Genomic DNA, 25781 nt, shown 5'->3' with positions numbered 1-25781 from the left:
GGGACAGCCGTGACGGACACCCTGACCCGCGCCCACAAGCTCCTGGCCGACTTCCCCGTCGTCGACGGCCACAACGACCTGCCCTGGGCGCTGCGCGTGCAGGTCCGCTACGACCTGGACGCCCGCGACATCGCCGCCGACCAGTCCGCCCACCTGCACACCGACCTGCCCCGGCTGCGCGCCGGGGGCGTCGGCGCGCAGTTCTGGTCGGTCTACGTCCGCACCGACCTCACCGGAGACGCCGCCGTCAGCGCCTGCCTGGAGCAGATCGACGTCGTACGGCAGCTCGCCGCCCGGCACCCCGAGGACCTCGAACTCGCCTTCACCGCGGACGACATGGAGGCGGCCCGGCGCCGCGGCCGCATCGCCTCCCTGATGGGCGCCGAGGGCGGCCACAGCATCGCCAACTCGCTGGGCACCCTGCGCCAGCTCCACCAGCTCGGCGTCCGCTACATGACGCTCACGCACAACGACACCATCGACTGGGCCGACTCCGCCACGGACGAGCCCCGGCACGACGGGCTGACCGCCTTCGGCGAGCAGGTCGTCCGCGAGATGAACCGCGCCGGCATGCTGGTGGACCTCTCCCACGTCGCCGCCACCACCATGCGGGATGCGCTGCGCGTCACCCGGGCCCCCGTGGTCTTCTCCCACTCATCGGCCCGGGCCGTGTGCGACCACCCGCGCAACATCCCCGACGACGTCCTGGCCCAGCTCCCCGCCAACGGCGGCATCGCCATGGCCACGTTCGTGCCCAAGTTCATCCTCCCCGCCGCCGTCGACTGGACGCGGCGGGCGGACGAGAACCTGCGCGCCCACGGCTTCCACCACCTCGACACCACGCCCGAGGCCATGGCCCTGCACCGGGCCTTCGAGGAGGCCGAGCCGCGCCCCGTCGCCACCCCGGCCACCGTCGCCGACCACCTGGACCACATGCGCGAGGTCGCCGGCGTCGACCACCTCGGCATCGGCGGCGACTTCGACGGCACCGCCTTCCTCCCCGCCGGGCTGGACAGCGTCGCCGGATACCCCAACCTGATCGCCGAGCTCCTCGACCGCCGCTGGTCCGAGGCCGACCTCGCCAAGCTGACCTGGCACAACGCGGTGCGGGTGCTCCGGGACGCCGAGGCCGTCGCCCGCGAGCTCACCGCCACCACGCCCCCGTCCAACGCGACCATCGGCCAGCTGGACGGCTGAAACCCCCGTTGACCGCGCCGGGAGGGGGCGGGGAAGGATGGGCGCATGATCGCGCACAGACGTCGGGCCGCCCTGTTCCTCCTCCCCCTGTCCCTCGCCCTGGGTGCCTGCGGCACCGAGACCGGCACCGCGCCGGACCGCGCCGAGCTGGAGCAGCGTGCGAAGGCCATCGGCAGCGCCCCGGAGCTGATCTACCTCACCGAGGCCGACGGCTACACCCTCGCCGAGCAGTCCGTGGGTGTCTACGGCGGTGACGGCTTCAGCGCGGCCTACTTCTCGCGGGAGCGGGGCGCCACGTTCATGCTCACCGTCGACCGCGGCGCGGCGGGCTGCGACCAGCCCGCCGCGCAGGACGCCGGCGAGGGCACCTGCGAGGCCGACGGTGAGCTCTTCTACCGCACCGGGCCCTCGGAGCACGGCTACGAGCGCGGGGCGGACGGCCACGTCATCCGGGTCAGCTCGGCACCGGACGGCACCGACCGCGAGACGCTGCGCAAGGCCGCCGAGGCCGCCCACCGCGCGGACGACTCCGAGCTCGACGGCGTCCTGCCGCCGCTCTCCGACGCCCCCGCGCCCATCGAGCGCGGCGACATCCCCGAGCACGGCGACGCCGCCCCACAGGACCCACCCGGCGTCGGCGGCTGACCTCCGGCATGCCCAGAGTGCTGGGCTTCAAGGTAGTATCCATCTAGGTAGATTCAATCTACCTAGATTTGGTCTACGTAAATGCTGCCTACCCCAGGGGGCTGGCCGATGGACGAGTTCATCGGGCGCGCGAGCGAGCTGGCCTTGCTGCGCAAGAGGCTCGACCGCGTGTCCTCCGCGCGGGCGGGGGCGGCCGTCGCGATCCGGGGGCGCCGACAGGTCGGCAAGTCCCGGCTCGTCCAGGAGTTCTGCGACCGGGCCGGGGTTCCCTACGTCTTCTCGACCGCCACCAAGGGCGCGTCTCCCGTCGAGGCGGTGGAGTCCTTCCTCACCGAACTGCGGGACTCCGGCGTTTCCGAGGAGCCGGAGCTGCTGCCCACGGGCGGCCGGGGGTGGCCGGAGGCTTTCCGTGCCCTCGCGAGCGCGCTCCCCGACACCCCGTCGGTCGTTGTGCTCGATGAGGTGCCCTGGCTCACCGAGCAGGATGCCGCCTTCGACGGGGCCTTGCAGACCGCATGGGACCGGCTGCTGTCCAGGCGCCCGGTCCTGCTGCTCCTGCTCGGCGGCGACATCCACATGATGGAGCGGCTGACCGCCTACGACCGGCCCTTCTACGGCCGCGCGGACCATCTGGTGCTCGGCCCGCTGAACCCCGCCGAAGTGGGCCGCGCCCTGGGGCTGTCCGCCGCCGACGCCATCGACGCCTCCCTGGTCTCCGGCGGCCTGCCGGGCATCCTGCGCGCCTGGCCACACGGGACGCCCGCCCTGGCGTTCCTGGAGGCCGAATGCCAGGACCCGGCGTCTCCGGTGTTCAGCATTCCGGAGTCCGCGCTGATGGCGGAGTTCCCGGGTCCGGATCAGGCCCGACGGGCGCTGGAGGCGGTGGGGAGCGGCGACCGCACCTTTGCCAACATCGCCGCCACGGCTGGAGGGCGAGAAGGCGCGCTGCCCTCCGGCTCGCTGTCTCCACTGCTGCGCCGCCTGGTCGGCGAGAAGCGCGTGCTCGCCCTGGACGAGCCGCTGTCCACGCGTCCCGGCAAGCCCGCCCTGTACCGAGTGGCCGACAGCAATCTCCGGCTGTATCTGGCCGCACTCCGGGCGGCCCAGGAGCAGACCCGACGAGGCCGTCCCGAGGTCGGCTACCGTCTCATCGAACGCCGGTGGGCCACCTGGCGCGGTCGCGCGGTGGAACCCGTCGTCCGCGAGTCCCTGGAACTCGCAGCTCTCGATGGTGATCTGCCGTGGGCGGAGGTGGAGGCCGTCGGCGGCTGGTGGAACCGACAGTTCGACCCGGAGATCGACCTCATCGGCGCCGACCGGGCGCCCGTGGCCGGGGCCATCCGTTTCGCCGGATCGGTGAAGTGGCTGAACACCGCGTTCGACGGCCGTGACCTCGCGGCCCTGCGCCGGGGAGCCGTCCAGGTGCCCGGGTTCGATGCCGCACGCACCGGCCTCGTGATCGCGTCGGCATCCGGCGTCGCCCCCGGCCTGGACACCGAGGGTGTCGGCCTCGTCTGGCGGCCCGAGGACGTGATCGCGGCCTGGCGGCCGTCAGGACCTCGGCAGGGCTGATCCCGGCGACGGCACGCCAGCGGCTCAGCCCCGGCGTACCTGCCGTCAGCCCGCGTCGGCCGGGGCCGGGGCGCGGCGGGAGGCGATCACCTTGCGGGCCAGCGAGCGCGGGCTCGTCAGATAGCCCCAGCCCCACGCCATGTGCATTGTGGCCAGCGCCACCGGGATGCGGGCCCGGGCCGCGAGAGGCAGCCCCCGGCCCGCCGGAACCGAGCCCGCCGTGATGGCCGCGAGGTACCCGCCCGGAACGACGAGCGCCCACGGGGTGACGACGGCACCCAGCACCGCGCCCGCGGCGATGGCCAGCAGCGCCGTCGGCGGAGCGAGGTAGCGCGGGTTGATGGAGCCCGGGTGGTAGCGGGCGACGACGTGCCGCCAGCGGCCGTAGTTGCGGTACTGCTTGGCCAGCGCCCGCACGCTCGGCCGCGGCCGGTAGGACACCAGCAGCTCGGGGGAGAACCAGATCCGGCCGCCCGCCGAACGGATGCGGTAGTTCAGCTCCCAGTCCTGGGCCCGGATGAACTCCTCGTTGTAGCCGCCCTGCTGCTCCAGGACCTCCCGGCGGAAGACGCCCAGGTACACCGTCTCGGCCTCGCCCGCCTCGCCACCGGTGTGGAAGGCGGCGTTGCCGACGCCGATCCTCGACGTCATCGCCGCGGCGACGGCCTGCTCCCAGGCGTTCTCACCCTCGGCGTGCATGATCCCGCCGACGTTGGCCGCGTCCTGCTCGTCCAGCAGCCGCACCGCCGTCGCGATGTAGTTCGGCGAGAGCATGCCGTGCCCGTCCACCCGGACGACGACGGGGTGCCGGGACGCCTTGATCGCCGCGTTCAGCCCGGCCGGCGTACGGCCCGTCGGGTTCGGCACGGTGTGCACCCGCGCGTCCTCGGCCACCAGTGCGGCGGCGATCTCGTCCGTGCGGTCCGTGGACGGGCCGAGCGCGATCACGACCTCCAGCTCGCCCGGGTACTCCTGGGCGAGGATGGCCCGCACCGATTCCCTCAGGTGCCGCTCCTCGTTGAGCACGGGCATGATCACGGAGACGGGGGGCGCCGGGCGCGCCGCGCCGGGTACTGCGGAAGTCACCCCGTCACGTTACCGCGAACGGGGGAACGCGCCGCACGGCAGCCGCCCCCGCGACCGGCCGGGTCGTACTGTGACCGACAGCCCGACCCCTGCCCGGAGGTCCCATCCGTGCCCCCTACGCCGCGCCCCTCCCGGCGCCGCCCGGCGTGCCGGCCGCCCCGGTGGGGGCTGCGGATCAGCCTGGCCACGGCAGGGACCGTCCTCGCCGTCAGCGGCTTCGGGCACGTCGTCATGACGGGCGTGGTGGACGGCATCGGCCGGGTGGACCCCTTCGACGACCTCACGGACCGGCCCGAGGCGGGCAAGGGCCTCAACTTCCTCGTCGTCGGGGTGGACGGCCGGGACAAGATCTCCGAGAAGCAGCGCCGCGCGTACCACCTCGGCGGCGCGCCCTGCCGGTGCACGGACACGATGATGCTCGTCCACCTCTCCGAGGACCGTGACCGCGCCTCCGTCATCAGCCTGCCGAGGGACAGCTACACCACCCTCCCGCCGCACACCGACCGGGAGGGGGACGTGCGGCACGGGGCGCTGCCCAGCAAGCTCAACGCCGCCTACACCCACGGCGGGCCCCGGCTCACCGTGGAGACCGTGGAACGCATGACCGGCGTCCACGTCCACCACTACCTGGAGGTGGACTTCACCAGCTTCATGCGGACGGTCGACGCCGTGGGCGGTGTGCCGGTGTGCACGGTGAAGCCGCTCAAGGACAGCCACTCGGGCCTGGACCTCCCGGCGGGCACGAGCGTGCTCGGCGGCGGCGAGGCGCTCCAGTACGTCCGCGCCCGCCACGTCGACGGCAGCGCCGACCTCGGCCGGATGGAGCGACAGCAACGTTTCGTCGCCTCCCTGATCGACCAGGCGACCCGCGGCGGCGTGCTGATGAACCCCGGGAGGCTGCGGAAGGTCACCGACGCCGCCCTCTCCTCCGTGCGGGCCGACCACGGCTTCGGCTCGGAGGAGATGCTGGCCCTGGGCAGGGCCATGCGCGGCCTCGGCCCGGCGTCCTCGGAGTTCGCCACAGTGCCCATCGCCAACGCCCGCCACCGGGTGCCCGAGCTTGGCGAAACCGTTCTGTGGGACGAGGTGAAGGCGAAGAAGCTGTTCACCGCCCTGCGCCGGGACGAGCCGCTCGCCGAGCGTGCCCCGGCCGAGGTCGGCGAGGGGGGCAAGGACGGCGGCGACGGCGCAGGGGGCACCGACGAGCGCGACGGGGAGCCGCCGGAGCGGGCCGTGCCGGTGGCGGTGCCCCCGCGCAACATCCGGGTCCAGGTCGACAACGGGACCGAGGAGGCGGGGCTCGGCCACCGGGCCGACCGGGAGCTGGCCGCCACCGGCTTCGCCACCACGGGCATCCCGGGCAACGCGAAGAAGCAGGACGCCGAGAAGACCGAGATCGCCTACGACCCCCGCTGGGACCGCTCGGCCCGCTCACTGGCCGCGGCCCTGCCCGGCGCCGAACTGCGCGAGGTCGAGGGGCAGGGCCCCCTGATGCGCGTCACCCTCGGCAAGGACTTCCGCGACGTCACCCCGGTGCGCGCGGCCGAGCCGCGGCCGGACCGGGAGGCCGAGCGGCGCAGGGGCTACACCGTCGTCACCGGTGACCAGGTCGTCTGCCCGGACTGAGCGCCCCTCGGGCCCCGGGTGCGCAGGTCGCCGTCAGCCGTCGTGCAGGCCCTCGGCGGTGCGGCGCTCGCGCAGCTCGCGGATGGCGCGGCGGCGGGCCAGCCGGTGGGTACGGCGGATGTGGGCCTCCTGGTACCGACGCCGGTCCCGCTCCGTCTCCGGCATCACCGGCGGCACGCTGCGCGGCTTGCCGTCCGTGTCCACGGCCGCGAACACCAGGTACGCGGTGCCGACCTGGGTCGGGGGAGAGGATTCGTTCCAGCGCTCGGCCAGGACCCGCACCCCGACCTCCATCGAGGTCCGGCCTGTCCAGTTGACCTGGGCTTTCACATGAACGAGGTCGCCCACGCGGACCGGCTCCAGGAACACCATCTCGTCCATCGACGCCGTGACCGCCGGGCCCTCCGAGTGCCGCCCCGCCACCGCCCCGGCGGCGTCGTCCACCAGCCTCATGATCACGCCACCGTGCACGGTGCCGAGGAGGTTGGCGTCGTTATGCGTCATGATGTGGCTCAGCGTCGTACGAGACGCCGATGTCGGCTTCGCCGGGAGTTCGCTCTCCGCGGCGGCCTTCGCAGGGTCGGTCATGCCGCCCAGCGTAAGCGGCGGCCCGCAATTCGGGCGCGGCGGGTCGAATGCTGCGGCTCTGCAACAGCCCTGCCCCGGTTCCGTACCCGGGTGTGTCGCCCGCGCGTGGGGCAGGGCACACTGCCAGCCATGAGCGACTGGCCGCAGGGACCGACCGGAGGCCGCGACCGTGAGCAGTACGGCCGCGGGGCGAGCAGAGCCGAGCCCGAGGGCGCCCGCGTCATGCGGACCGTCCGGGGCGCTCCCGGGGTGCCGTCCCAGCCACCCGGCGGTTACGACGCCGGTCAGGCCCAGGGGCACGACGGGTACGGGCAGCCCACCACGTACGGCTCCGCGCCCGCCGCTCCCGCGCCCGGGTACGACCCCGGGTACGACGCGGGGGCCCCGGGCCAGCCCGGCATCCCCCGCCAGGCCGGGCCCGGCCACGGCTCCGGCGGCCCGGGCGGCGTACCCGGGCCCGCGCCGCGCCCCCGGCCGAACTGGCGCCGTCGCATCACGGTGGGCCTCGTCGTCTGCCTCGCCGCCCTGCTCGTCATCGGCGTCGGCACCTACTTCTGGGCGGACGGCAAGCTCCGGCGCGACGTGGACCTCGCGAAGGTCGAGGACCGCCCGGAGGCGGGCAAGGGTACGAACTATCTGATCGTCGGCTCCGACAGCCGCGAGGGCCTCAGCGACGAGGACAAGGACCGCCTGCGGACCGGCTCCGCCGACGGCCGGCGGACCGACTCCATGATGATCCTGCACGTCGGCGACAACGGGAACAGTCTCATCAGCCTCCCGCGCGACTCCTGGGTGACGATCCCCGAGTTCACCGGCTCCGAGTCCGGCAACCGCATACCCGCGCAGCAGCAGAAGCTGAACACCTCGTTTTCCATCCAGGGCCCCGAGCTGCTCGTTCGCACCGTCGAGTACAACACCGGGCTGCGCATCGACCACTACGCGGAGATCGGCTTCGGCGGTTTCGCGAACATCGTCGACGCCCTCGGCGGCGTCGAGATGTGCTTCGACAAGCCGGTCAAGGACAAGAACTCCGGCGCGGACTTCGCCAAGGGCTGTCACCGGCTGGACGGCGCCGAGTCCCTCGCCTTCGTCCGCAACCGCTACAACGTCGAGGGCGGCGACCTCGGCCGCACCCAGAACCAGCAGAAGCTCCTGGCGGCCCTCGCCAAGGAGAGCGCGACCCCCTCCACCGTGCTCAACCCCTTCTCCCTCTACCCGACGATGGGCGCCGGCCTGGACTCGCTCATCGTCGACAAGGACATGGGCCTCTTCGACCTGGCCTCCATGTTCTGGGCCATGAAGGGCCTCACCGGCGGCGACGGCACGCAGATGAACATGCCGCTGTCCGGCTTCTACGCCGCCCCGGGCGGGCAGAGCGCGCTCAAGTGGGACATGGAACGCGTGAAGCCGCTGATGGAGCAGCTGAAGAACGACGAGAAGGTCACCGTCAAGGGCGGGATGTGATTCCGGCGGCGGCCTGACCGCGAACCGGCCCCGGCGGAGTGCCCGCCGGGGCCGGTGTCACGCTCGCCGGTTACGCCTCACTGGGCGCAGAGGCAGAAGGGGTGACCGACGGGGTCCGCGTAGACCCGCCAGTTGCGCTGGCCCCCGTCGTCACCCTCCAGCAGGGTCGCCCCCAGCTCCAGCACCGCCCGCTCGGCCTCCTCCAGCCGCTCGCGCGGCACGTCGAAGTCCAGGTGCATCTGCTGGGCGTGCTCGGTCGACGGCCACTTCGGCGCCCGGTAGCCCTCGGAACGCTGGAAGGCGAGCCGCCGCCCGTCCGGGCCGACGATCTCGATCCAGTCGTGCTCCCGGCTCTCCGGGTCCGTCTCCCAACCCAGCACGGCGGAGTAGAAGTCGGCGAGCACCCGCGGCTCGGGGCAGTCGATCGCGGTCAGTCCGAACTCGGCGATAGCCATACGGAATGGTCTCCCTCGTGAGGCTCGTTCCTCGGGCGGCGGACCGTCCCAGCGCCCGAAAGGGGCCAGCCTGCCCTAACGCCCACCGCCGGGTCGAGCCAATTACGCCCACCGGGTCGTGTCGCGGGACCGACGGTCAGCCAGCCCCGAGCTCCCCGGTCTTGAGGCCCGCCACGAAGGTGGAGAACGCCTCGGCGGGGATGGTCAGCACCGGGCCGTTCGGGTTCTTGGAGTCGCGGACGGGGACGATGCCGTGCGTGGCGGTGAGGTTGGCGGCGATCTCGATGCAGTTGCCGCCGTTGTTGCTGTAGGAGGACTTGTACCAGCGGGGGGATTCGGTCGTCACGGGGTGCCCTTTCGTCACGAGTGGCGGCCCCGCCACGTCCCGTTCGGAGTGGCGGGGTTGGCGTGGGTGAAGCCGAGACGCGGATGGACAGTCAGATGGCCCGGAACTCCTCGGCCTTGACGGCTGCCACAAAAGAGGAGAACGCGTCGGCGGGGACGGCCAGCACCGAGCCGTTCGGGTTCTTGGAGTCGCGGACGGGGACGACGCCGCGCGTGGCGGTGAGGTTGGCGGCGACCTCGATGCAGTGGCCGCCGTTGTCACTGTAGGAGGACTTGTACCAGCGGGGGGATTCGGTCGTCACAGGGTGCCCCTTCGAAGCTGCTCGATCATGGCCAGGGATTCCGCCTGGGAGGGCGCCTCGGCCTGGAGTTGATGGTATGCCGTCAGTATGGGCAGCACGAAAGCGCTGTCCCGCTCAAGGTGACCCCGCTGGGCGGATTCGGCGTACGACATGAGCGATCGATCCGGTGCCGTCAGTACCGTTATCGGCAGGTTGAACGGACGACGGGTCCCCATGTCGAACGGGGCGACCTGGACCACGGTGTTCGGCAGCTCCGCGAAGTCGAGCAACCGCGCCAACTGCTCGTCCATCACGTTCGGTTCACCGACGGGCCGTCGGATGCAGCTCTCGTCCAGTACGACGAACACGAGCGGCGGGGGCGTCCGGACGAGCGTCGCTTGCCTTTCGGCGATGAGCGTCACCCGCTCGTTGGCTTGGTCGGATGTGATCGTTCCCCGCTTGACCGCGCTCTCCGCGAGTGCCTTCGCGTATCCCGGTGTCTGGAGCAGCCCAGGAATGACACCCACTTCGTAGATGCGGACCTCTGCGGCCTGGCCCTCATGGTCAAGGAACTGCGGGAAGCCCTCCAGCAGCGTGCCGTGCCGCATCTCGCGCCACTCCCGCTCGAACGCGTCTCCAGTGACCAGCGCTGCGTCAGCACGCCGCGCAAAACGCAAGGTTGGGAGCTTGTTGCCAGTTTCGACCGACGAGATATGCGTGCTGGAATATCCCATCTGGTCGCCGAGGTGATCTTGCGTCCAGCCGCGTTCCGTTCGCAACCTGCGCAGACGTGCTCCGAAGGCTGCCTGAGGCGAACTCTCCGGGGTCAACTCCTTGATGTTCAAAGGAGTAACACCAACCTTCCGTCCTTTCGTGAAACGTTGATGAGCTTCCGACTGTAGGTCACTCTGACACCGCTTGGTAGTCCCATCACTACGGAGAGGAGTGGGCGGTGTCAGACATGGACAGCCCCGCGAAGCAGCAGAAGTCCCGGACGCCCGCGGCAGACGGCGAGGTACGGGCCCCGGGCGCTGAGGACGGGGACGACGAACCCCAGGCCCGTGAGCAGGCCGAACTGGACCCCGGAGACGACGAGTCGCCGCTGTTGCGGAGGCTGCGGGCGCAGGTGAACGAGGAGAACCGGATGCGCCGATCCGTTCGGTGGGCGCCATGACTCCGATCCGTTGGCGCATCGCGCTCGCCCTCGCCGCAACCGCTGGAGCCGCACTGGCTTGGCGCCGCCGGGCCCGCGTCGCACGGCCGCGCGTGGCCTTCGCCGAGCTGCAACGGCTGGAGGCGGACCCGGCGTTCCGCGCGGCCTTCCTCGCCGAGCTGGACCAGGAGATCGTCGCGCGGGAGGAACGGCGTACGGCGGAGCTGGAGGCCGTGGACACGGCAGCAGGACAACTCCTTGACCTGCTGAGCCCCGACAACGACGAGCGGGCCCGGTGAACGGGACGCGGTACCTGGCCGAGGCGCACGGGGGCGACGCCCGGACGACGGTCCCGCTCGGCAGCCACCTCGCCCCCACTCGGCGGCTCGCCCTGCGGTGGCTCAGGCAGCGGGCCCGGCGCTTCGCGGACGCCCTCGACCCGGACCCCTCCACCCCCTGGATTCCGCCGCTCGCGCTCCAGTGCGTCACACACGCCGACCAGGACGCCCCGACCGAACTCCGGGCGTGGGCGGAGGATGTTCACGTCCAGGAGTCCGCCCTTCGGCGGCTCGCCGACGGACGCCCGTACGCGTTCGTCGTCCACGACGACGCCTGCTGGTATCACCTCACGGTCCGGCCTCTCGCCGCCCTGAGCCTGCGTCAGTAGCCCCGCCGCACGGCACGGGGCAAGGGCCTGTGACTCGCTCTGTCCTGGCGTGGCACCGACTCCGACTGGAGCCTGTCCGGCGGGTGCTGACGTCTGGTCGGGGCTGATGTCAGTGGTGCGCCATACGATCCGGGCATGCGAGCTTCAGGAACGTTCACAGTCGCCGACTTCACGCCCGCGCCGGTGCCCGGCGCGCAGATCGGGACCGCGGTGCCCGTGGGTGTGTCCACGATGGAGAAGACGTACGAAGGCGAGGTGGCCGGCCGCTCGACCACACTGTTCACCGCTGCGTTCGACGAGGCCGCCGCCACGGGTACGTACGTCGCCATGGAGTCCTTCGAAGGGACGCTGCGTGGCCGGGCGGGCTCGTTCAACTTCGCTCACGCAGCGACCACCCTGGGTGACGGTGGCCGTAAGGACGAGTTCTTCGTCATCGTTCCGGGCAGTGGGACGGACGACCTGGCCGGGATCACCGGAGCCGGAGGCATGGCGGTCGACGCGGACGGCACGCACCGGATCTGGTTCGACTACGACCTCGGTCAGTGACGCCACACGTCCGGCGCGAGGCCGAAGGCGGAGGGCCGCGACGTCGGCGGCTCGGCGCGCCCCGGCGGTCCCGGGAGCCCCCTGGCCCCGGCGGGGGCGTTCCCTACGCGGTGGGGCGGCCCAGCGCGCGGAAGGTCCAGCCTGCCTTGCGCCACAGGGCGGGGTCGAGCGCGTTGCGGCCGTCGAGGATATGGCGCTCGGAGACCTCCTCGGCCAGCCGCTCGGGGTCGAGCTCGCGGAACTCGCGCCACTCGGTGAGGTGGAGGACGACATCCGCGCCGTGCACGGCCGCGAGCGCGCTCGGGGCGTAGCCGAGGGTGGGGAAGAGGGCGCGGGCGTTGTCCATGCCCTTCGGGTCGTAGACGGTGACCTGCGCGCCCTGGAGGTGGAGCTGCCCGGCGACGTTGAGGGCGGGAGAGTCCCGGACGTCGTCGGAGTCGGGCTTGAAGGTGGCGCCGAGGACGGCGATCCGCTTGCCGAGCAGGGCGCCGCCGACGGCCTCACGGGTCAGCTCGACCATGTGGCCGCGGCGGCGCATGTTGATCGAGTCGACCTCGCGCAGGAAGGTCAGGGCCTGGGAGGCGCCCAGCTCGCCGGCGCGGGCCATGAAGGCGCGGATGTCCTTGGGCAGGCAGCCGCCGCCGAAGCCGATCCCGGCCCGCAGGAACTTGGCGCCGATGCGGTCGTCGTGCCCGATGGCCTCGGCGAGCTTGACCACGTCGCCGTCGGCGGCCTCGCACACCTCGGCCATGGCGTTGATGAAGGAGATCTTGGTGGCGAGGAAGGAGTTCGCCGCCGTCTTCACCAGCTCGGCGGTGGGGAAGTCGGTGACGACGAAGGGGGAGCCCTCGGCGAGAGGCCGCTCGTAGACGGCGCGCAGCAGGTGCTCGGCGCGCTCGGAGCGGACGCCGACGACGATGCGGTCCGGGTGCAGGGTGTCCTGGACGGCGAAGCCCTCGCGCAGGAACTCCGGGTTCCAGGCGAGCTCGGCCTCGGCGCCGACGGGGGCCAGCTCGGCGAGCCGGGCGGCCAGCCGCTCCGCGCTGCCCACCGGCACCGTCGACTTGCCCACGACCAGGGCGGGCCGGGTCAGCAGCGGTGCCAGCGACTCGATCGCGGCGTCGACGTAGCTCATGTCACAGGCGTACTCGCCGTGCCGCTGCGGAGTGTTCACGCAGACGAAGTGGATGTCGCCGAACTCCGCCGCCTCGGCGTAGGACGTGGTGAAGCGCAGCCGCCCGGAGGAGCCCTCGACCCCTGTCACGTGGCGGGCCAGGAGGTCCTCAAGGCCCGGCTCGTACATGGCCGCCCGGCCCTGGGACAGCAGCTCGACCTTCTCGGCCACCACGTCCACGCCCAGCACCTCGAAGCCCAGCTCGGCCATGGCGGCGGCATGCGTCGCACCGAGGTAACCGGTACCGATCACGGTGATCCTGGGGGCCATGCGGGGTACTCCCTGACAAGCGGGTGACGGCGACGGGGCCCGAGCATAGCCGGGCCGCGTCGCGCACTGTCGGCAAGCTCACGTGTACCCGTGAGGGCGCTGACCAGTAGAATTCGGTTACTTAACGGTAACTAGCACTGGCACTGAGCAACCCATCTCCAAGGGAGTGAGTCACCGTGGCGGGAGCCGCTGATTTCGACCTGTACCGGCCGGCCGAAGAGCACGACATGCTTCGCGACTCGGTGCGCGCGCTCGCCGAGGCGAAGATCGCACCCTTCGCGACGGCCGTCGACGAGGAGGCCCGCTTCCCGCAGGAGGCGCTGGACGCCCTCGTCGCCAACGACCTGCACGCCGTGCACGTCCCCGAGTCCTACGGCGGCGCCGGGGCCGACGCGCTGGCGACCTGCATCGTCATCGAGGAGGTGGCCCGCGTCTGCTGCTCCTCCTCGCTGATCCCCGCCGTGAACAAGCTGGGTTCGCTGCCGGTCATCCTCTCCGGCTCCGAGGACCTGAAGAAGAAGTACCTGGGCCCCCTGGCCAAGGGCGACGCCATGTTCTCCTACTGCCTCTCCGAGCCCGACGCGGGCTCGGACGCGGGCGGCATGACGACCCGCGCGGTGCGGGACGGCGACCACTGGGTGCTCAACGGCGTCAAGCGCTGGATCACCAACGCCGGCGTCTCCGAGTACTACACGGTGATGGCCGTCACCGACCCGGAGAAGAAGACCCGCGGCGGCATCTCCGCCTTCGTGGTGGAGAAGGGCGACGAGGGCGTGTCCTTCGGCGCCCCGGAGAAGAAGCTCGGCATCAAGGGCTCGCCCACCCGCGAGGTGTACCTCGACAACGTGCGCATCCCGGCCGACCGCATGATCGGCGACGAGGGCACCGGCTTCGCCACCGCGATGAAGACCCTCGACCACACCCGCATCACCATCGCCGCCCAGGCCCTCGGTGTCGCCCAGGGCGCGCTGGACTACGCCAAGGGCTACGTCCGCGAGCGCAAGCAGTTCGGCAAGCCGATCGGCGACTTCCAGGGCGTCCAGTTCATGCTGGCCGACATGGCGATGAAGATCGAGGCCGCCCGTCAGCTCACCTACGCCGCCGCGGCCCGCTCCGAGCGCGTCGCCCTCGGTGGCGCGAGCGAGGACCTGACGTTCTTCGGCGCCGCCGCCAAGTGCTACGCCTCCGACGCGGCGATGGAGGTCACCACCGACGCCGTCCAGCTCCTCGGCGGCTACGGCTACACCCGGGACTACCCGCTGGAGCGCATGATGCGCGACGCGAAGATCACCCAGATTTACGAAGGCACGAACCAGGTCCAGCGGATCGTCATGGCGAGGAACCTGCCTTAGCAGCAGAGTTCCCGCAGGTCAACAGAGGTTTAGCGGCCTTCAGCGAGCGGTGTTGCGCTTCCTCCTGTTGCCGCCTGTTTCCCGGTGTCATCCTGGGGAGCCCAAGCCTGGAAAGCCGCCCGTGACCTGCCCAAACGCGACGACCCCCGGCACCACGCCGGGGGTCGTTCGTCTGTCGGTTCAGGCCACCTCGCTCGCCGCCGCGCCGGGGTCGTCCGCGCCAGGACTGAGCATCGAGACGATGGCGCTCCTCCCCCCGGGCCACTTGTGGGTGTTCCTTGGTTCGGGAGTGCTGGCCAACGCCGCTCTACCCCGCTTCCGCCGTGGGAACCCCCACGCTGTGAATGCGCTCGGGGCTGGCGTCGATCCCGTCGAGCGTAAGCAGTAAAACCTAAAGGGAACTGCGATACCTTGCCCAGTCGCGCGAAGCAATGACCAGGCGATCCGTCCACGGGTCCGGACTGTCTCCGCCGATTTCTTGCCACATGGCCGCGTTGGCAACGGCGAAAGCCGTTAGGCCTGCGGAAGGCGCTGCGCGCCATGTCGGAATATGGCTCGCCCATTGTTCCGCTGACTCCGGCGTGTGACCTCCGGCTGCCATCAACCAGATGACCCAATATCCGGCGTCCAGCCACGGGGCTCCGCGAGTCGCCCATGCCCAATCAACAAGGCGCGCGGAGTCGTCAACGAGTACATTTGCGTTGTTCAGGTCGGTGTGCAGCAAGGCATTACCGGCGAAGAAATCGAGATCGGTTGGCGTCGCCGCATAGCTTTCCAAGCGCTGCTCTGCCTGCCGCAATTCGACTCCAGGGCAAGGAGTTTCACTCAGGCGGCGCAGCAAATCAGCGACCTTGGGTAGATCCGGAGAGCCAGGCGAGTAGTCGGCGTGGCAGCCTTCCAGGAGTTCGAATCCCAGAAGATTCCACCCGCCCTCTTCTGCGTGCCAGAGAAGCTCGGGTGCAAGATCCGTAAGGAACCGGCTGACTTCAATTTCCCGCCACTGTGTCCAGATGCGCCTGTGATCGGATCGCATTCCTTTGACGAAACAGCCGTCGTTCTCAGTGAACACCCGTGCTGCGACCTCACTATTAAACCCTTCGCTTGCGGGCTCAACTTTGAGGATCGGGCCGGTGTGCCTTTCAACCGCTGCGATCACTGCGGGCGGCAGCTCTTGGAAGGCGATACGAGTCGTCGGCATGGTTCCTCACACTCTCACACGACGGGCCGCGCGGACCCCACGACGAGTGAACGCCGTGGAGCCCACGCGGGACACGCGACCGGTGCGCCGAGCGCTTACCGGTACGGGTTGTCGTCGTTGCAGGCGGCTGCCGTGCCCTCGGCCAGCGTCTCGACATCGTCCACGATGACGAGCCCGGCAGGCTCGGGGCTCACCGGACGAAGCGGCTCCGGCTCCGCCGCCAGGGGGCGGGGCGTGATCTCTACGGCTACTGCGGTCATGCGGCTTTTCCTCCATTTCCGTGCTGACAGTATGTTTCCAGTGGTGCCTTCGCGTCCTGGTAAGCCTTTGCGAGTGGTCGGCATACTCGGCAGGTTGCCGAGAGCTTGCACCCGCTACAGTCACCGGAGCGAAGCATTTGGGTGTCTGCGATACCCGGCAGACGCAGGAGGCCCGGAAGTCCTTCAACCATCAGGTTGATGGGGTTTTCCCGGCCGACTTTGCACATGGTGACGAAGCCATGCGGGTCCACGTGAAAGAATGTGTGTCCGGCCGGACAGCCCTTGAATACGGTGGACTTGTTCAGGAATCCCGGCGCTTGCGCGGCCAATGGCTCCGGGTTGCCATCGTACGTCGGGGAGATGTTCCCGTACTCGCTGTACGTTGTGGCGTACTCCTCCGCCATGGCGCGCATTGCTTCGACTTCGTGCGCGTTGTGTTTCGTGATAATCAAGGCAAGCTCAAGTGAAACCCCGGCTTCCTTCGCCGCCTTGAGCCCTTTCGATAGGAGCTTGAAGGCTCCCGGCTTTCGCGTCAGAGAGTCGAAGCTTTGCGGGGACGCGCCGTAGAGCGAGACGGTCACCTTGTGCGGCGGCATCGCCGAAAGCAGTTCGATGGTTTCCGCCTGGTGAAGTCGAGATCCGTTGGTCAGGATCTCGATCATCATCCCCATTCCGTAGGCTTCCCGGTAGGCTTCCCGGTAGGCTTCCCGGAAGTCCCGGTCGATGGCCGGTTCCCCGCCCGTGAACTGAAGCCAGAGAACACCCGCGTCCCGAAGCATTTCGAGCAGGCGGGATTTCTCATCGCGGGGAAGCCCTCCGAATTTCCGCTCCGCCAAGTAGCAGTGCTCGCAGTTGAAGTTGCAGCCCTTGTTGATTTCCCAGGTGGCGCGGCTGTAGTTGAGCCGGGTGACCGGGCGCACGAGGACCGTTCCCTTGCTGGGCTCGCCGGAGATGTCAACGCCCCATGCCGTGCGGGCGGCGTCAGCGAGCCAACCAGGAACCGGCGCCCCGTTCTGAACCGCTTCCGCAAGGTCGCGGTACATGGTGCTGGGGATCTGCATCCCTTTGCGGGAGCCGGGCCGCACGATGACGAACCTGTCGTGCTGCGGGCTGGCGATCACCTGGTGCATGTGTCCTCCGCTGGACCAGTTGGACCCGCCCCCTGCTGGGGGCCGTGCCGTGGGAGATGTGCGGTTTCCTCCCCGGCAGGGGGCGGGAGTCTGTCAGGCGTGCACGTACTGCGGTGCTACTCATCTCCAGTCGGTCAGGAAGGCGAGAGCGATCGGCCGGTATGACAGGGAGTAATAGACATCCGCGTCACACCGCCCCCATACGCGGTCGGGGCCGCCCGCGTTGACGCTGATGTGCCGACCGTTCACCAGGGCGGCCAACTGCACCTCGTCGCTGTCTCGGCGTCGTCCTGCTCCGTGGGGCGCGTGGGGCTGTTCGGTCACCGTGTCACCCCCACGGCCGCACCAGACCGGAGAGCAGCGACCAAGGCGCGGGCGGTTTCCACGTTGCAGCGCCCCAGCTCGATAGGAAGCGGCGAAGCGGGCCGCCACTCGCCCCCCGGGCCAAGGTCCACCTCCAGTGACGGCAGGGTGAGGCCCAGGGTGCCAAGCGCGTCCTCCAGGTCGTCACAGACCGCCTCGGCGTCCTCGATCTCGTCGGTTGCCGCCTGCTGGCTCTTCGCTGCCGTCGTCATGCTCGTCACTCCGTACGCCGTCTTGTTCGTCCCCTCTTGTGGGGCGGGTGCTTACGTTGTGTACTCCCACCATCACCGCTGCGACGTACTCTCAACAGGGGCGGAGCCATTCCAACGGATCTGGAATACCGGGGAGTTGAACAAGTGAACGAGTCCGACGAGGCACAGGAACCCGCGAACGGTGCCGCCTACTTCGGGCAAGAGGTGAGGGCGCTACGGGAGTCCCTGGGACGGTCCCAAGAAAAGTTCGCCGAACTGCTGCACTACCAACAGGCCCAGGTCAGCAAGGTGGAGAACGGGACCGTGCTCGCGTCGGAAGCGTTCGCGGAAGCCATGGATCGGGTGGCTGGTACTCCGGGCGTGTACGTCCGTCTGCGGAACAAGCTAAGCAAGCAGGGTCACCCCGAATGGTTCATCCCATACGTCGAGCTGGAGAAGAGCGCCGCCAAGGTTGAGGACTTCAGCAACGCCCTGATCATGGGCATGTTGCAGACCTCGGACTACGCGGAAGGCACCTTCCGGGCCACCCACCCCCGTGAGACCGATGACCAGATCAAGATGCGGGTTGAGGCTCGACTGCGACGGCGAGAGGTGATGGACCGGGAGGCGCTGCCGCTCCTGTGGGTCATCCTCCACGAAGCGACGCTTCGGACCGTGGTCGGTAGCCCGGCCGTCATGCGCGGCCAGCTTGAGCACTTGGCCGCCGAAGGGGCAACTCCGCACATCACGCTTCAAGTTCTGCCCTCGCGGGCGGGTGCCCCGGCCTCCTCCCTTCCGTTTACCCTGCTTACGCAGGAAGACGGGTCAACCGTCCTGTACTCGGAGACCAGGGAGAAGGGGAACGTGTCCGACTCCGTGACAGCCGTAGCCAGCGCGCAGACGACCTACGAGCGGCTGCGGGCGGCGGCCCTGTCACCGGAGGAGTCACAGGCCCTAATCCGACAGATCGCGGAGGAATACGCCCCATGAGCAGCACCCCAGACCCCGGTAACACCACCGTGTGGGTCAAGAGCACGTACAGCGGCGGCGAAGGCGGGCAGTGCATCGAGTGGGCGCCCGCGCACGCTGCGGCGCATGGCGTCGTTCCCGTCCGCGACAGCAAGGCCCCTCAGCGGGCCGGTCTCCGAGTCTCGCCCGCAGGCTGGGCCGGGTTCGTCACTGCGGTCAAGAACGGCGACCTGGGCGCCGTCTGATCCGTTCAACTGGCGGCGCACGAGCCGAACGAGTGGGGGAGCATCCGGAGGAACGGAGGCTCCCCCTTCCTCATCTCGTGGCGGTAGTGATCATGGGGGAATCCTGGGCAGGCACCCCACGAAAGGGGTCTTCGCGCAGGTCAGAGGCGTGTTCTCCGTCAAGCGCCCAGATCTGCGAGGTCGCCAACCAGGTCCAGCGCATCGTGATGGCCCGCAACCTGCCGTAAGGCGGTTGCCCGGGTTCAGCGACCCACCCAAGGCGCCCGGCCGGGGTTTCCCGGCCGGGCGCCTTGCTGTCGCCAGGTGACCGACCAGAGGTCTCCGGCGGGGTGCTGCGCAGGGGGGCGGGTCAGCAGGGGGTCAGCACGGCGGGATCAGGCCCTTGTCGTAGGGGTTGAGCCCGCCCGCCCAGACCCATGCCGTCCCGGTGCGGGAGGGCAGCCAGTAGATCTGGACCCACTCCGAGCTGGTGCGCCCCCACGCGCGCAGGATGGCTCCGTCGGTGATGTGGCAGTACCCGCGCATGGGGCTTCCAGGGCGCAGCGTGCCGACGACCCGGCCCGGAGGGCCCCCGGGCCATCCGTGGCCGCTGCGGACGTTGAGGTGCGGGCGGGCGTGCTGGGCCACGACCACCCTTCCGGCGGCGGCGCTGGGCGGCGCCGGGCCCTCCGGCGCCGCCAGCGTGTTCCGTGCGGCAGTGGCGTCATGTGCCGTGGCGGGGGCCTGGCCCGGTGGGCCGGCGAAGGTGAGGACGCTGGCGGTGCTGAGTGCGATGGCTCCGGTACGCAGGAGGTGGCCGAGTCTCATGTGTGGGCTCCACTACGCGTGTGCCATCCGAGCCCGAGGGCATAGGTGAATGGCACTGCCGTGACTACGTTCGGTTGGATTTCATCACGCTCCGTAGCGGATGTGCAAGGGTGGAGCCCAGGAGATCGCACGATGGAGTGATGCTCGAACACCGGAGCGCTGACGCCCCGTGACCGTCACCAGGTGGCGGCCGGGTTGACGTGCATGCAGGCGGTCTCGTCCTCGCCGTTGATGCCGTCCAGCTCCGGCGGGGGACGGTTGTCGTCCTCCTGGCGCGGCGAGGGGTTCGCGGGGTCCCGGGCGCCCGGGTACGTCGTGCCCTCGGGCCAGTCGGCGCCCACGGTGAGTGCCAGTCCGGGGTCGACGGGGGAGTGCCGTACCGCGTCCTCGGGCAGCCCGAGCGCCTTCGCCACGGTGAGGGCGGCCGCGCGCTGCCCGGGCTCGGCGTAGGTGAGGACGGTGTCCTGTCGGGAGCGGGGTGTGGCGTCGGCCACCGCCTGGGCGAAACCGGCCGACCGGAGCTCGCCCGTGACGGCCGCGGCCCGCCCGGAGACCGACGCGTGTCCCACGCCGCCGGTGCCGTTGAACACGCGCACGGGGACGGATGAGGGGTCCACCGCGGGTTCGGTGGCTTCCGTGGACGGCTCCTCGGAGGGGGACTCGGGGCCGGTCGGGTCGGCGGCCTGGGCGGGCTTCCCGCCGTCCTCGCCGTCGAGGGCGACGTCGCGGCGGAGCATCGAGAACACCTGCTCGGCCTCGCCCTCCTTCGGCAGGACGTAACTGCCGCCGGGGGAGTAGACCCACGGCATCGTCGCCATCGTGATGCGCTCGGAGGGCACCTTCTTCAGCTCGTTCGCCAGGTCGAAGAGCTTCTCGACCCGGTCCAGGCCGTGGTCCACGGTCAGCGCGCTGGTGGCCTCCTCGGCCAGCCGGCGCAGCCGGTTCGGGTTGCTCAGCTTCGTCCCGGACTTCAACTGCCGGACCATCGAGGACATGTACATGTGCTGGGCCCTGGCCCGGCCGATGTCGCTGCCGTCCTCGAAGCCGTACCGGGTGCGCAGCCACTGCAGGGCCTGCTCGCCCCGGATCGTCGTCTCGCCCTGTTCGAGGCGCAGACCGGAACGGCGGTCGTACACGTTGGCGTCCACGCACACCGGGACGCCGCCGACGGCGTCCGCCATCGAGACGACTCCGGCGAAGTCGATCATCATGAAGTGGTCGACCGGGATGCCCGTGAGCCGCTCCCAGGTGGCCACCGTGCAGCCCGGACCGCCGTTCTGGAGGCTGGCGTTGATCCGGTCGACGCGCTCCTGGTAGACGGTGCCGTCCTCCGGGTCCGTGCAGCGCGGGATCGTCACCCGGGTGTCGCGCGGGATCGACAGGACCGACATGTCACCGCGGTCGGCGGACAGGTGCAGCAGCATCTGGACGTCGGCCAGGGGCGGCCGGCCGCGGTCGGCGCGGGCCCCGCCCAGCCGCACGTTCTCGTCCGAGTTCCGGCTGTCGGAGCCGAGGAGCAGGATGTTGAGCGGCGTCTGCCCGGCGGCGTTGGGCTCGACGGGGTCCAGCTTGTCGTCGCCCAGGTGCAGGGCCGCCTTGCGGAGGTTGTCGTTCAGGCTGTCGTACCAGAGGTAGCCCGCGCCCGCGGTGCCGAGTATGAGCACGCACAGCACGATCGCCGACCAACGCAGGACGCGGCGGGCGAGCGGTGCGCGCCGCGTCGTCCGGGCCCGGCCGTCGGCGCCGCCCCGGCCGGGCTCCGGCCGCCGCTGCCGCGGCACCGTCTCCCGGTCGTGGCCCGGGCCCCGCCCGCCGTGGGCGGGATCGCCGCCCTCGTGCGGCCGGACGCCGGTTCCGGAATCGCGTTCCGTCGGTCCCACCGGATCTCCCCCTCGCCAGTCCGGTCAGCGATCACTTGGCGCAGACGTTCTCGTCCCCGCCGTTGATCTTCTGGACGCCCTCGGGCGCCTTGTCTGGTGCCTCAAGCGGCGTACCGGCGGCCACGTAGTCCCTCCCCAGGACCAGGGTCATCGGTACACCCTCGCCCGCGGGCGCGTCCTGCTCCTTCAGCGCGGACTCCGGCAGGCCCATCATCTCGGCCAGCGTCGCGGCCTGGCCGGCCTGGTCGGAGCCGAAGGTCAACGTCGTCGTCGGCTGCTTGGCGTCCGCGTTGCCCGCGTTGGTGGACAGCGGCACGCCCTGGACGTTCTGCAGCCAGGTGACCGTCGTCTGGGCCGCGCCGACCGGCCCGCCGCCGTTGAGCACGTTCACCCGCACCTGCCCGGCGGGCGCCTTCGCCACGGGCTTCGCGTCGTCCTTCTTCCCGCCCTCTCCGCCGGTGTCCGTCAGCGACTTGTCGGCCCTGATCATCTGGAACAGCGGTCGTGCCTTGGCCTCGTCCAGCACGACCGTCGCCTTGACCTTCTCGGCCGGGTTGTCGAGCACCGGCACGGTGGCGAAGGTGATGTTCTTCGGGTTCACCTGCGACAGGTCCCGGGCCAGGTCGGAGAGCTTCTTCACCGAGCCGATGCCGGTGTCCACGGTGAGCGCCTTCGTGGCGGCGCGGGCCAGGTCGAGGACCTTGCCCGGGTCGGTGAGGGTGTCCCGCGACTTCATCTGCCGGAACATCGAGCCGAGGAACTGCTGCTGGAGCTCGATCCGGCTGAGGTCGCTGCCGAGCCCGACGCTGTTGCGGGTGCGGACGAAGGCCAGCGCCTGCTCGCCCTGGACGCGGTGTGTGCCCGCCTCCAGCTTCAGATGCGACTTCGGGTCGTCGATGTCCTTGGCGACGCAGACCTCCACGCCGCCGACGGCCGTGGACAGCTCCTTGACGGCATTGAAGTCCGCCATCATGAAGTGGTTGATCTTTATCCCGGTGACCTGCTCCACCGTCCGCCAGGTGCAGCCGGGGTCGCGGCCGTTCTGGCCCAGGCTCTCGTTGAACCGGACGCCCTGGGAGCCGGGGATGAGTGTCTCGGTGCCGTTCTCCTGCTTCGTGGGGCAGTCGGGGATATCGACGATCATGTCGCGCGGGATGCTCAGCACCGTGGCGTTCGAGCGGTCCTCGGAGACGTGCAGGAGCAGCGTGGTGTCCGCGTGGCCCACGCTGTCCCGGTCGCCGTAACTGCCGTTGCCCTTCCCGGCCCGCGTGTCGGTGCCGATGAGCAGGATGTTCACCGGCTCGCCCGACGTCGCCGGGTTGTCGATGCCGGTGTCGACCTTGTCGATGTTGCCGTTGAGCTCCTGGTAGAGCAGGTAGGCGGTCGTGCACCCGGAGAGCACGAGCAGGGCCAGGGTGCCGCCGCCCCAGCGCAGCACGCGCTTCTTCCCGGACGGCTTCGGCTTGGGCTTGCGGCGCCGGTGCGGGCCGGTGCCGGCCTTGCTTTCGGCGGCGGGACGGGGACGCTGCCCCGGGACGCGGCGGCGCCCGGCCCCGGTCGCGGAGGAGCCCTCGGACGGACGGGAGCCGGTGCCGAGCCCGGAGACGGTCGGGGCGTCGCTGTCGCCGCCCGCCGCCTGCCGGGGAGACGGCGCGGCCGTGTGGCCCTGCCGGGGAGCGTCACCGGCGGCCGGTCTGGCGTCACCGGTGGCGGGCAGGCGCAGCTCGTAGCTGCCCGTGTGGGGGTTGTACACCCACTGGTCTGCGGGATCGATGTTTCCCGCGTGCCCACGGCCTTGCGCGTCCACTCGCGTGCGTCCTCCGTCGTCCGGGTCGCGCCAGCCCCCTCTGAGCGCTCCGGTGGTCAGGGCGGTCGATTCGAGCGCTCACACTATCCGCCCAGTTCAGCGCACAGCCATGCCGGTGACACATCCCTGGGGGTGTGAATCCGGCACTACGGGACGTAGACGGTCAAGCGGGTAGATCGGTTCCGTGGGGTCAGTCACACGTTTCGTGCTCGGCGGTCGCTCCGCTGTAGGTCGGCGTCGGAGTCGGCTCGCTCCGGTCGTCGTCATCCCCTGTGTCGCGCTCTCCGCGCGACCCGTCCGCCTCCTGCCGCCTCTCCGCGTCCTCGGACTGCTGGACGACGTCCACCGGGCGGTCCTTGCGGATCAGGGTGAACAGCCGGTCAGCCTCCGGCTGCACCAGCTCGTCCCGGTTCGGGTCCTGGCTGTAGGGCTGCCGCGGCACGGTGAGGAAGACGAGGCCCTCCTCGGGCAGTTCGCGCAGACTGCGGACGAGGTCGTACAGCTCGGTGAGCGAGTTGAGCCCTTCGTCCGCGGTGAGGGAGGAGGTCGCGGCGTCCAGGACCGGCACCAGCTTGGCCGGGTTCATCAGCACGCCGGTGCCGCGCACCTTCCGGAACAGCGAGGCCAGGAACTCCTGCTGCCGCTCCATGCGCTCCGTGTCGCTGCCGTCGCCCAGCGCGTGCCGGGCGCGGACGTAGCCGAGCGCGTCCTCTCCCCGCAGGGTCTGCCGTCCGGCGGGGAGCCGCAGCTTCGCGTCCCGGTCCACGACGGGCTTCGGCAGGCAGACCTCCACGCCGTCCACCGCGTTCACCAGCCTCTTGAAGCCCTGGAAGTCGATCACCACGTGGTGGTCGACGCGGATGCCCGTCAGCTCCTCCACGGTGCGGATCGTGCAGGACGCGCCGCCGAACTCGTAGGCCCAGTTGAACTGGGCGAACTGCTCGGGCGACTCCTCGCCCTCCCGCCGGTCCACGCAGCGGGGGACGGTGACCATCAGGTCCCGGGGCAGGGACACGGCCGTCGCGCTCTTCCGGTCGGCCGAGAGGTGCAGCAGGATCGCGGTGTCCGAGCGGGCCTGGCCGTCGTCCTCCCCATAGCGCCTGTTGTCGCCCTCGCGGCTGTCGGAGCCGATGAGGAGGATGTTCTTGGCGTCGTGCACCTCCGGGATGGGCCGCTCCTTGTCGTAGCGCTTGAGGATCTCGGCGGTACGGGTGTCCGTGGTGATGTTGTCCTCGAACTTGAGGTAGAGGGCGGCGCCGATCCCGGTGGCGGTCAGCACGACGAAGGCCCCGCCGACGGCGGCCCAGCGCAGCCAGCGCCGACGGCGGGAGCGTGGCGCCGGAGTGTCGGCGGCCTCGCTGTGCGGGGCCGACCCCGGCTCGCCGCGCGGCTGCGTGCCCGGCTCGCCGTCCCGTGGCTGCTCCATGGGAGCCGGGCCGTCCTCCCGGCCCGGCTCCGGCCGCGGGCCGCCTGCGTCGTCGTCGTTGGTCACGGCGTCCATCCCTCGCTTGCGGCGGCGTGGCCCGGGCCGACGGCGGAGGGCCGCGTCGGGGTACCACGCGGCCCGGCCGGGCGAGCCCGGGTTCCGGCCGCCTGGTTGGGGCGGTCGCGGGCAGGTCCTCCACCCATCGTGAAACCAGGGCCGACGCCTGGCGAGCCCGCGGCGACCGCTACTGCGCCGTGTGGGTGACGCGCTCGCTGTCCTTGCGGGACGCGAGCGAGGCCGCGTCCAGGCGGTCGAGATTCCGGCACAGGACGACCGAGCCCCCGGCGGCCAGCGGGGCGAGCAGGCCGCGGGACAGGCCGTCCCAGTCCGCGTAGCCGAGCCCGGACAGGACGCGGGAGCCGGGCGTGAGCCCGAGGGCGGCGGCGTCGGCACGGGCGCGTTCGACGACCTGGGCCGCCGTCAGCTCCTCGCCCGAGACCGCCAGGGCGACGTCGCCCGGCGCGGGCGGAACATAGGGCGTGAAGTGGTCCCCCTGGCCGGGGACCTCGACGGCGTAGTCCGCGAAGCCCTCCGGCGGCTCCGGGAACCGGGCGCCCAGGGGGCGCAGGCTCATCGCGATGCGCGGCCCCGTGCACGCCCGGGCCTCGGCCAGCGCGTCCGGTCCGGCGACGACGACGTCGGCGGCGGCCGGGTCTCCCTGGGGGGCGGCGACGACGCCCGTCGAGGCACAGGCCAGCATCCACACCGCCGTCTGCCAGTGCGCGGGCAGCAGCAGCGCCACCCGGTCGCCGGGCTCGGCGGACAGCTCGTCCTGGACCAGGTTGGCGGTCTTGGCCACCCAATTGGCGAACGTCGCCACGGAGAGTTCGACGCGCTCGCCCGTCGCGTCGTCGTAGAAGGTCAGCAGCGGGCGTGCCGCGTCCTCGGCGAGGGCGGATCTCAGCAGGTCGGCAGGGGTTCGGTCGGTGGCGTTCATGCGCGTCAGCGTACGACCCGGCTCCGCTGGCGTTCCGTCAGCGGGTCTGCCGAGTGAGGGATGTTGACGGCATTTCAGGTCTTATAT

The 25781-nt window shown here is 70.8% G+C and carries 28 protein-coding genes; 12 read left to right on the top strand and 16 right to left on the bottom strand.

Translation table 11 applies throughout. The features are described 5' to 3' along the window. The first annotated feature begins 9 nt into the window (after positions 1 to 9). The 3 genes from HPT28_RS01420 to HPT28_RS01410 all read left to right on the top strand — a co-directional run bounded on the left by HPT28_RS01420 (position 10) and on the right by HPT28_RS01410 (position 3414). Positions 10 to 1197, top strand: coding sequence for a dipeptidase (locus HPT28_RS01420; protein WP_219088368.1), 1188 nt, complete (start codon positions 10 to 12; stop codon positions 1195 to 1197). 45 nt (positions 1198 to 1242) lie between these two features. Then, the gene (locus HPT28_RS01415; protein WP_219088367.1) at positions 1243 to 1842 is read left to right on the top strand and encodes a hypothetical protein; all 600 of its coding nucleotides are present in this window, start codon (positions 1243 to 1245) and stop codon (positions 1840 to 1842) included. A 108-nt stretch (positions 1843 to 1950) separates the two neighbouring features. After that, positions 1951 to 3414: an ATP-binding protein gene (locus HPT28_RS01410; RefSeq protein ID WP_219088366.1), complete on the top strand. Its 1464-nt coding sequence runs from the start codon at positions 1951 to 1953 to the stop codon at positions 3412 to 3414. Between the two features lie 45 nt (positions 3415 to 3459). Here the strand turns inward: HPT28_RS01410 and HPT28_RS01405 are convergent, their stop codons facing one another. Further along, positions 3460 to 4500 carry a glycosyltransferase family 2 protein gene (locus HPT28_RS01405; protein WP_308119035.1) on the bottom strand — a complete coding sequence of 347 codons (1041 nt, stop codon included), beginning with the start codon at positions 4498 to 4500 and terminating at the stop codon, positions 3460 to 3462. Positions 4501 to 4608: 108 nt separating this feature from the next. Between HPT28_RS01405 and HPT28_RS01400 the strand changes: the two genes are divergently transcribed. Further along, positions 4609 to 6126 (top strand): LCP family protein, encoded by a 1518-nt coding sequence (locus HPT28_RS01400; RefSeq protein ID WP_219088365.1) that lies wholly within the window; start codon positions 4609 to 4611, stop codon positions 6124 to 6126. A gap of 33 nt (positions 6127 to 6159) precedes the next feature. Here HPT28_RS01400 and HPT28_RS01395 read toward each other — a convergent pair whose 3' ends face one another. Continuing rightward, positions 6160 to 6714: an acyl-CoA thioesterase gene (locus HPT28_RS01395; RefSeq protein ID WP_219088364.1), complete on the bottom strand. Its 555-nt coding sequence runs from the start codon at positions 6712 to 6714 to the stop codon at positions 6160 to 6162. Positions 6715 to 6843: 129 nt separating this feature from the next. Between HPT28_RS01395 and HPT28_RS01390 the strand changes: the two genes are divergently transcribed. Beyond that, positions 6844 to 8178, top strand: coding sequence for an LCP family protein (locus HPT28_RS01390; RefSeq protein WP_219088363.1), 1335 nt, complete (start codon positions 6844 to 6846; stop codon positions 8176 to 8178). A 77-nt stretch (positions 8179 to 8255) separates the two neighbouring features. Here the strand turns inward: HPT28_RS01390 and HPT28_RS01385 are convergent, their stop codons facing one another. The 4 genes from HPT28_RS01385 to HPT28_RS01370 form a co-directional block, all read right to left on the bottom strand. Continuing rightward, complete coding sequence (locus HPT28_RS01385) at positions 8256 to 8633, bottom strand: VOC family protein (protein WP_219088362.1); 378 nt, start codon at positions 8631 to 8633, stop codon at positions 8256 to 8258. A gap of 136 nt (positions 8634 to 8769) precedes the next feature. Next, positions 8770 to 8979: a DUF397 domain-containing protein gene (locus tag HPT28_RS01380; RefSeq protein WP_219088361.1), complete on the bottom strand. Its 210-nt coding sequence runs from the start codon at positions 8977 to 8979 to the stop codon at positions 8770 to 8772. Between the two features lie 91 nt (positions 8980 to 9070). Further along, the gene (locus tag HPT28_RS01375; protein ID WP_219088360.1) at positions 9071 to 9280 is read right to left on the bottom strand and encodes a DUF397 domain-containing protein; all 210 of its coding nucleotides are present in this window, start codon (positions 9278 to 9280) and stop codon (positions 9071 to 9073) included. Further along, positions 9277 to 10104: a helix-turn-helix transcriptional regulator gene (locus tag HPT28_RS01370; protein WP_219088359.1), complete on the bottom strand. Its 828-nt coding sequence runs from the start codon at positions 10102 to 10104 to the stop codon at positions 9277 to 9279. Before HPT28_RS01370 ends, HPT28_RS01375 begins: the two co-directional genes overlap by 4 nt. A gap of 107 nt (positions 10105 to 10211) precedes the next feature. Between HPT28_RS01370 and HPT28_RS01365 the strand changes: the two genes are divergently transcribed. The 4 genes from HPT28_RS01365 (at position 10212) to HPT28_RS01350 (ending at position 11625) form a co-directional block, all read left to right on the top strand. Further along, positions 10212 to 10433 (top strand): hypothetical protein, encoded by a 222-nt coding sequence (locus HPT28_RS01365; RefSeq protein ID WP_219088545.1) that lies wholly within the window; start codon positions 10212 to 10214, stop codon positions 10431 to 10433. Then, positions 10430 to 10711: a hypothetical protein gene (locus tag HPT28_RS01360; RefSeq protein ID WP_219088358.1), complete on the top strand. Its 282-nt coding sequence runs from the start codon at positions 10430 to 10432 to the stop codon at positions 10709 to 10711. The genes HPT28_RS01365 and HPT28_RS01360 overlap by 4 nt, the downstream gene beginning before the upstream one ends. Then, positions 10708 to 11079: a hypothetical protein gene (locus HPT28_RS01355; protein ID WP_219088357.1), complete on the top strand. Its 372-nt coding sequence runs from the start codon at positions 10708 to 10710 to the stop codon at positions 11077 to 11079. The genes HPT28_RS01360 and HPT28_RS01355 overlap by 4 nt, the downstream gene beginning before the upstream one ends. Before the next feature lie 135 nt (positions 11080 to 11214). Next, entirely contained in the window at positions 11215 to 11625 is a 411-nt protein-coding gene (locus tag HPT28_RS01350; protein WP_219088356.1) for a DUF3224 domain-containing protein, read from the top strand. 103 nt (positions 11626 to 11728) lie between these two features. Here the strand turns inward: HPT28_RS01350 and HPT28_RS01345 are convergent, their stop codons facing one another. Beyond that, entirely contained in the window at positions 11729 to 13069 is a 1341-nt protein-coding gene (locus HPT28_RS01345; RefSeq protein WP_219088355.1) for a UDP-glucose/GDP-mannose dehydrogenase family protein, read from the bottom strand. Between the two features lie 176 nt (positions 13070 to 13245). Between HPT28_RS01345 and HPT28_RS01340 the strand changes: the two genes are divergently transcribed. Continuing rightward, positions 13246 to 14421, top strand: coding sequence for an acyl-CoA dehydrogenase family protein (locus HPT28_RS01340; protein WP_219088354.1), 1176 nt, complete (start codon positions 13246 to 13248; stop codon positions 14419 to 14421). 391 nt (positions 14422 to 14812) lie between these two features. Here HPT28_RS01340 and HPT28_RS01335 read toward each other — a convergent pair whose 3' ends face one another. The 4 genes from HPT28_RS01335 to HPT28_RS01320 all read right to left on the bottom strand — a co-directional run bounded on the left by HPT28_RS01335 (position 14813) and on the right by HPT28_RS01320 (position 17584). Then, positions 14813 to 15619, bottom strand: a complete 807-nt coding sequence (locus tag HPT28_RS01335; RefSeq protein ID WP_219088353.1) for an aminoglycoside phosphotransferase — start codon at positions 15617 to 15619, stop codon at positions 14813 to 14815. A 95-nt stretch (positions 15620 to 15714) separates the two neighbouring features. Further along, positions 15715 to 15879 carry a hypothetical protein gene (locus tag HPT28_RS01330; RefSeq protein ID WP_219088352.1) on the bottom strand — a complete coding sequence of 55 codons (165 nt, stop codon included), beginning with the start codon at positions 15877 to 15879 and terminating at the stop codon, positions 15715 to 15717. Continuing rightward, entirely contained in the window at positions 15876 to 17009 is a 1134-nt protein-coding gene (locus HPT28_RS01325; protein ID WP_219088351.1) for a radical SAM protein, read from the bottom strand. The genes HPT28_RS01330 and HPT28_RS01325 overlap by 4 nt, the downstream gene beginning before the upstream one ends. 320 nt (positions 17010 to 17329) lie before the next feature. Then, a complete protein-coding gene (locus tag HPT28_RS01320) occupies positions 17330 to 17584 on the bottom strand; it encodes a hypothetical protein (RefSeq protein ID WP_219088350.1) in 255 nt (84 codons plus the stop codon). Between the two features lie 144 nt (positions 17585 to 17728). On the opposite strand from HPT28_RS01320, the gene HPT28_RS01315 reads away from it, so the two are divergent. Together HPT28_RS01315 and HPT28_RS01310 are read left to right on the top strand one after the other, a co-directional pair. After that, on the top strand, positions 17729 to 18553 hold the full coding sequence (locus HPT28_RS01315; RefSeq protein WP_219088349.1) for a helix-turn-helix transcriptional regulator: 825 nt from the start codon (positions 17729 to 17731) through the stop codon (positions 18551 to 18553). Then, a complete protein-coding gene (locus tag HPT28_RS01310) occupies positions 18550 to 18777 on the top strand; it encodes a DUF397 domain-containing protein (RefSeq protein WP_219088348.1) in 228 nt (75 codons plus the stop codon). The genes HPT28_RS01315 and HPT28_RS01310 overlap by 4 nt, the downstream gene beginning before the upstream one ends. Before the next feature lie 360 nt (positions 18778 to 19137). Here HPT28_RS01310 and HPT28_RS01305 read toward each other — a convergent pair whose 3' ends face one another. From HPT28_RS01305 to HPT28_RS01285, 5 genes are all read right to left on the bottom strand, one after another. Beyond that, positions 19138 to 19584 (bottom strand): hypothetical protein, encoded by a 447-nt coding sequence (locus HPT28_RS01305; RefSeq protein WP_219088347.1) that lies wholly within the window; start codon positions 19582 to 19584, stop codon positions 19138 to 19140. Positions 19585 to 19760: 176 nt separating this feature from the next. After that, positions 19761 to 21464, bottom strand: coding sequence for an LCP family protein (locus tag HPT28_RS01300; RefSeq protein ID WP_219088346.1), 1704 nt, complete (start codon positions 21462 to 21464; stop codon positions 19761 to 19763). A gap of 31 nt (positions 21465 to 21495) precedes the next feature. Then, positions 21496 to 23271 (bottom strand): LCP family protein, encoded by a 1776-nt coding sequence (locus HPT28_RS01295; protein WP_219088345.1) that lies wholly within the window; start codon positions 23269 to 23271, stop codon positions 21496 to 21498. A 190-nt stretch (positions 23272 to 23461) separates the two neighbouring features. After that, positions 23462 to 24772, bottom strand: coding sequence for an LCP family protein (locus HPT28_RS01290; protein ID WP_219088344.1), 1311 nt, complete (start codon positions 24770 to 24772; stop codon positions 23462 to 23464). A 169-nt stretch (positions 24773 to 24941) separates the two neighbouring features. Further along, positions 24942 to 25694: a TIGR03089 family protein gene (locus HPT28_RS01285; RefSeq protein WP_219088343.1), complete on the bottom strand. Its 753-nt coding sequence runs from the start codon at positions 25692 to 25694 to the stop codon at positions 24942 to 24944. Positions 25695 to 25781 lie beyond the last annotated feature (87 nt).

Origin of the sequence: Streptomyces sp. JJ38 (genome assembly GCF_019303475.1) — a bacterium.
GTDB lineage: Bacteria > Actinomycetota > Actinomycetes > Streptomycetales > Streptomycetaceae > Streptomyces.
The sequence above is the reverse complement of the archived record's forward strand: the minus strand, read 5'-3'. Positions and strand labels throughout refer to the sequence as shown.

What these genes read in the sequence shown, in the direction of transcription:
- HPT28_RS01415 (WP_219088367.1), top strand. Translation starts at nt 1,243, where the DNA reads ATGATCGCGCACAGACGTCGGGCCGCCCTGTTCCTCCTCCCCCTGTCC.
- HPT28_RS01410 (WP_219088366.1), top strand. Translation starts at nt 1,951, where the DNA reads ATGGACGAGTTCATCGGGCGCGCGAGCGAGCTGGCCTTGCTGCGCAAG.
- HPT28_RS01395 (WP_219088364.1), bottom strand. Translation starts at nt 6,714, where the DNA reads ATGACCGACCCTGCGAAGGCCGCCGCGGAGAGCGAACTCCCGGCGAAG.
- HPT28_RS01390 (WP_219088363.1), top strand. Translation starts at nt 6,844, where the DNA reads ATGAGCGACTGGCCGCAGGGACCGACCGGAGGCCGCGACCGTGAGCAG.
- HPT28_RS01385 (WP_219088362.1), bottom strand. Translation starts at nt 8,633, where the DNA reads ATGGCTATCGCCGAGTTCGGACTGACCGCGATCGACTGCCCCGAGCCG.
- HPT28_RS01360 (WP_219088358.1), top strand. Translation starts at nt 10,430, where the DNA reads ATGACTCCGATCCGTTGGCGCATCGCGCTCGCCCTCGCCGCAACCGCT.
- HPT28_RS01350 (WP_219088356.1), top strand. Translation starts at nt 11,215, where the DNA reads ATGCGAGCTTCAGGAACGTTCACAGTCGCCGACTTCACGCCCGCGCCG.
- HPT28_RS01345 (WP_219088355.1), bottom strand. Translation starts at nt 13,069, where the DNA reads ATGGCCCCCAGGATCACCGTGATCGGTACCGGTTACCTCGGTGCGACG.
- HPT28_RS01335 (WP_219088353.1), bottom strand. Translation starts at nt 15,619, where the DNA reads ATGCCGACGACTCGTATCGCCTTCCAAGAGCTGCCGCCCGCAGTGATC.
- HPT28_RS01330 (WP_219088352.1), bottom strand. Translation starts at nt 15,879, where the DNA reads ATGACCGCAGTAGCCGTAGAGATCACGCCCCGCCCCCTGGCGGCGGAG.
- HPT28_RS01325 (WP_219088351.1), bottom strand. Translation starts at nt 17,009, where the DNA reads ATGCACCAGGTGATCGCCAGCCCGCAGCACGACAGGTTCGTCATCGTG.
- HPT28_RS01320 (WP_219088350.1), bottom strand. Translation starts at nt 17,584, where the DNA reads ATGACGACGGCAGCGAAGAGCCAGCAGGCGGCAACCGACGAGATCGAG.
- HPT28_RS01310 (WP_219088348.1), top strand. Translation starts at nt 18,550, where the DNA reads ATGAGCAGCACCCCAGACCCCGGTAACACCACCGTGTGGGTCAAGAGC.
- HPT28_RS01305 (WP_219088347.1), bottom strand. Translation starts at nt 19,584, where the DNA reads ATGAGACTCGGCCACCTCCTGCGTACCGGAGCCATCGCACTCAGCACC.
- HPT28_RS01290 (WP_219088344.1), bottom strand. Translation starts at nt 24,772, where the DNA reads ATGGACGCCGTGACCAACGACGACGACGCAGGCGGCCCGCGGCCGGAG.
- HPT28_RS01285 (WP_219088343.1), bottom strand. Translation starts at nt 25,694, where the DNA reads ATGAACGCCACCGACCGAACCCCTGCCGACCTGCTGAGATCCGCCCTC.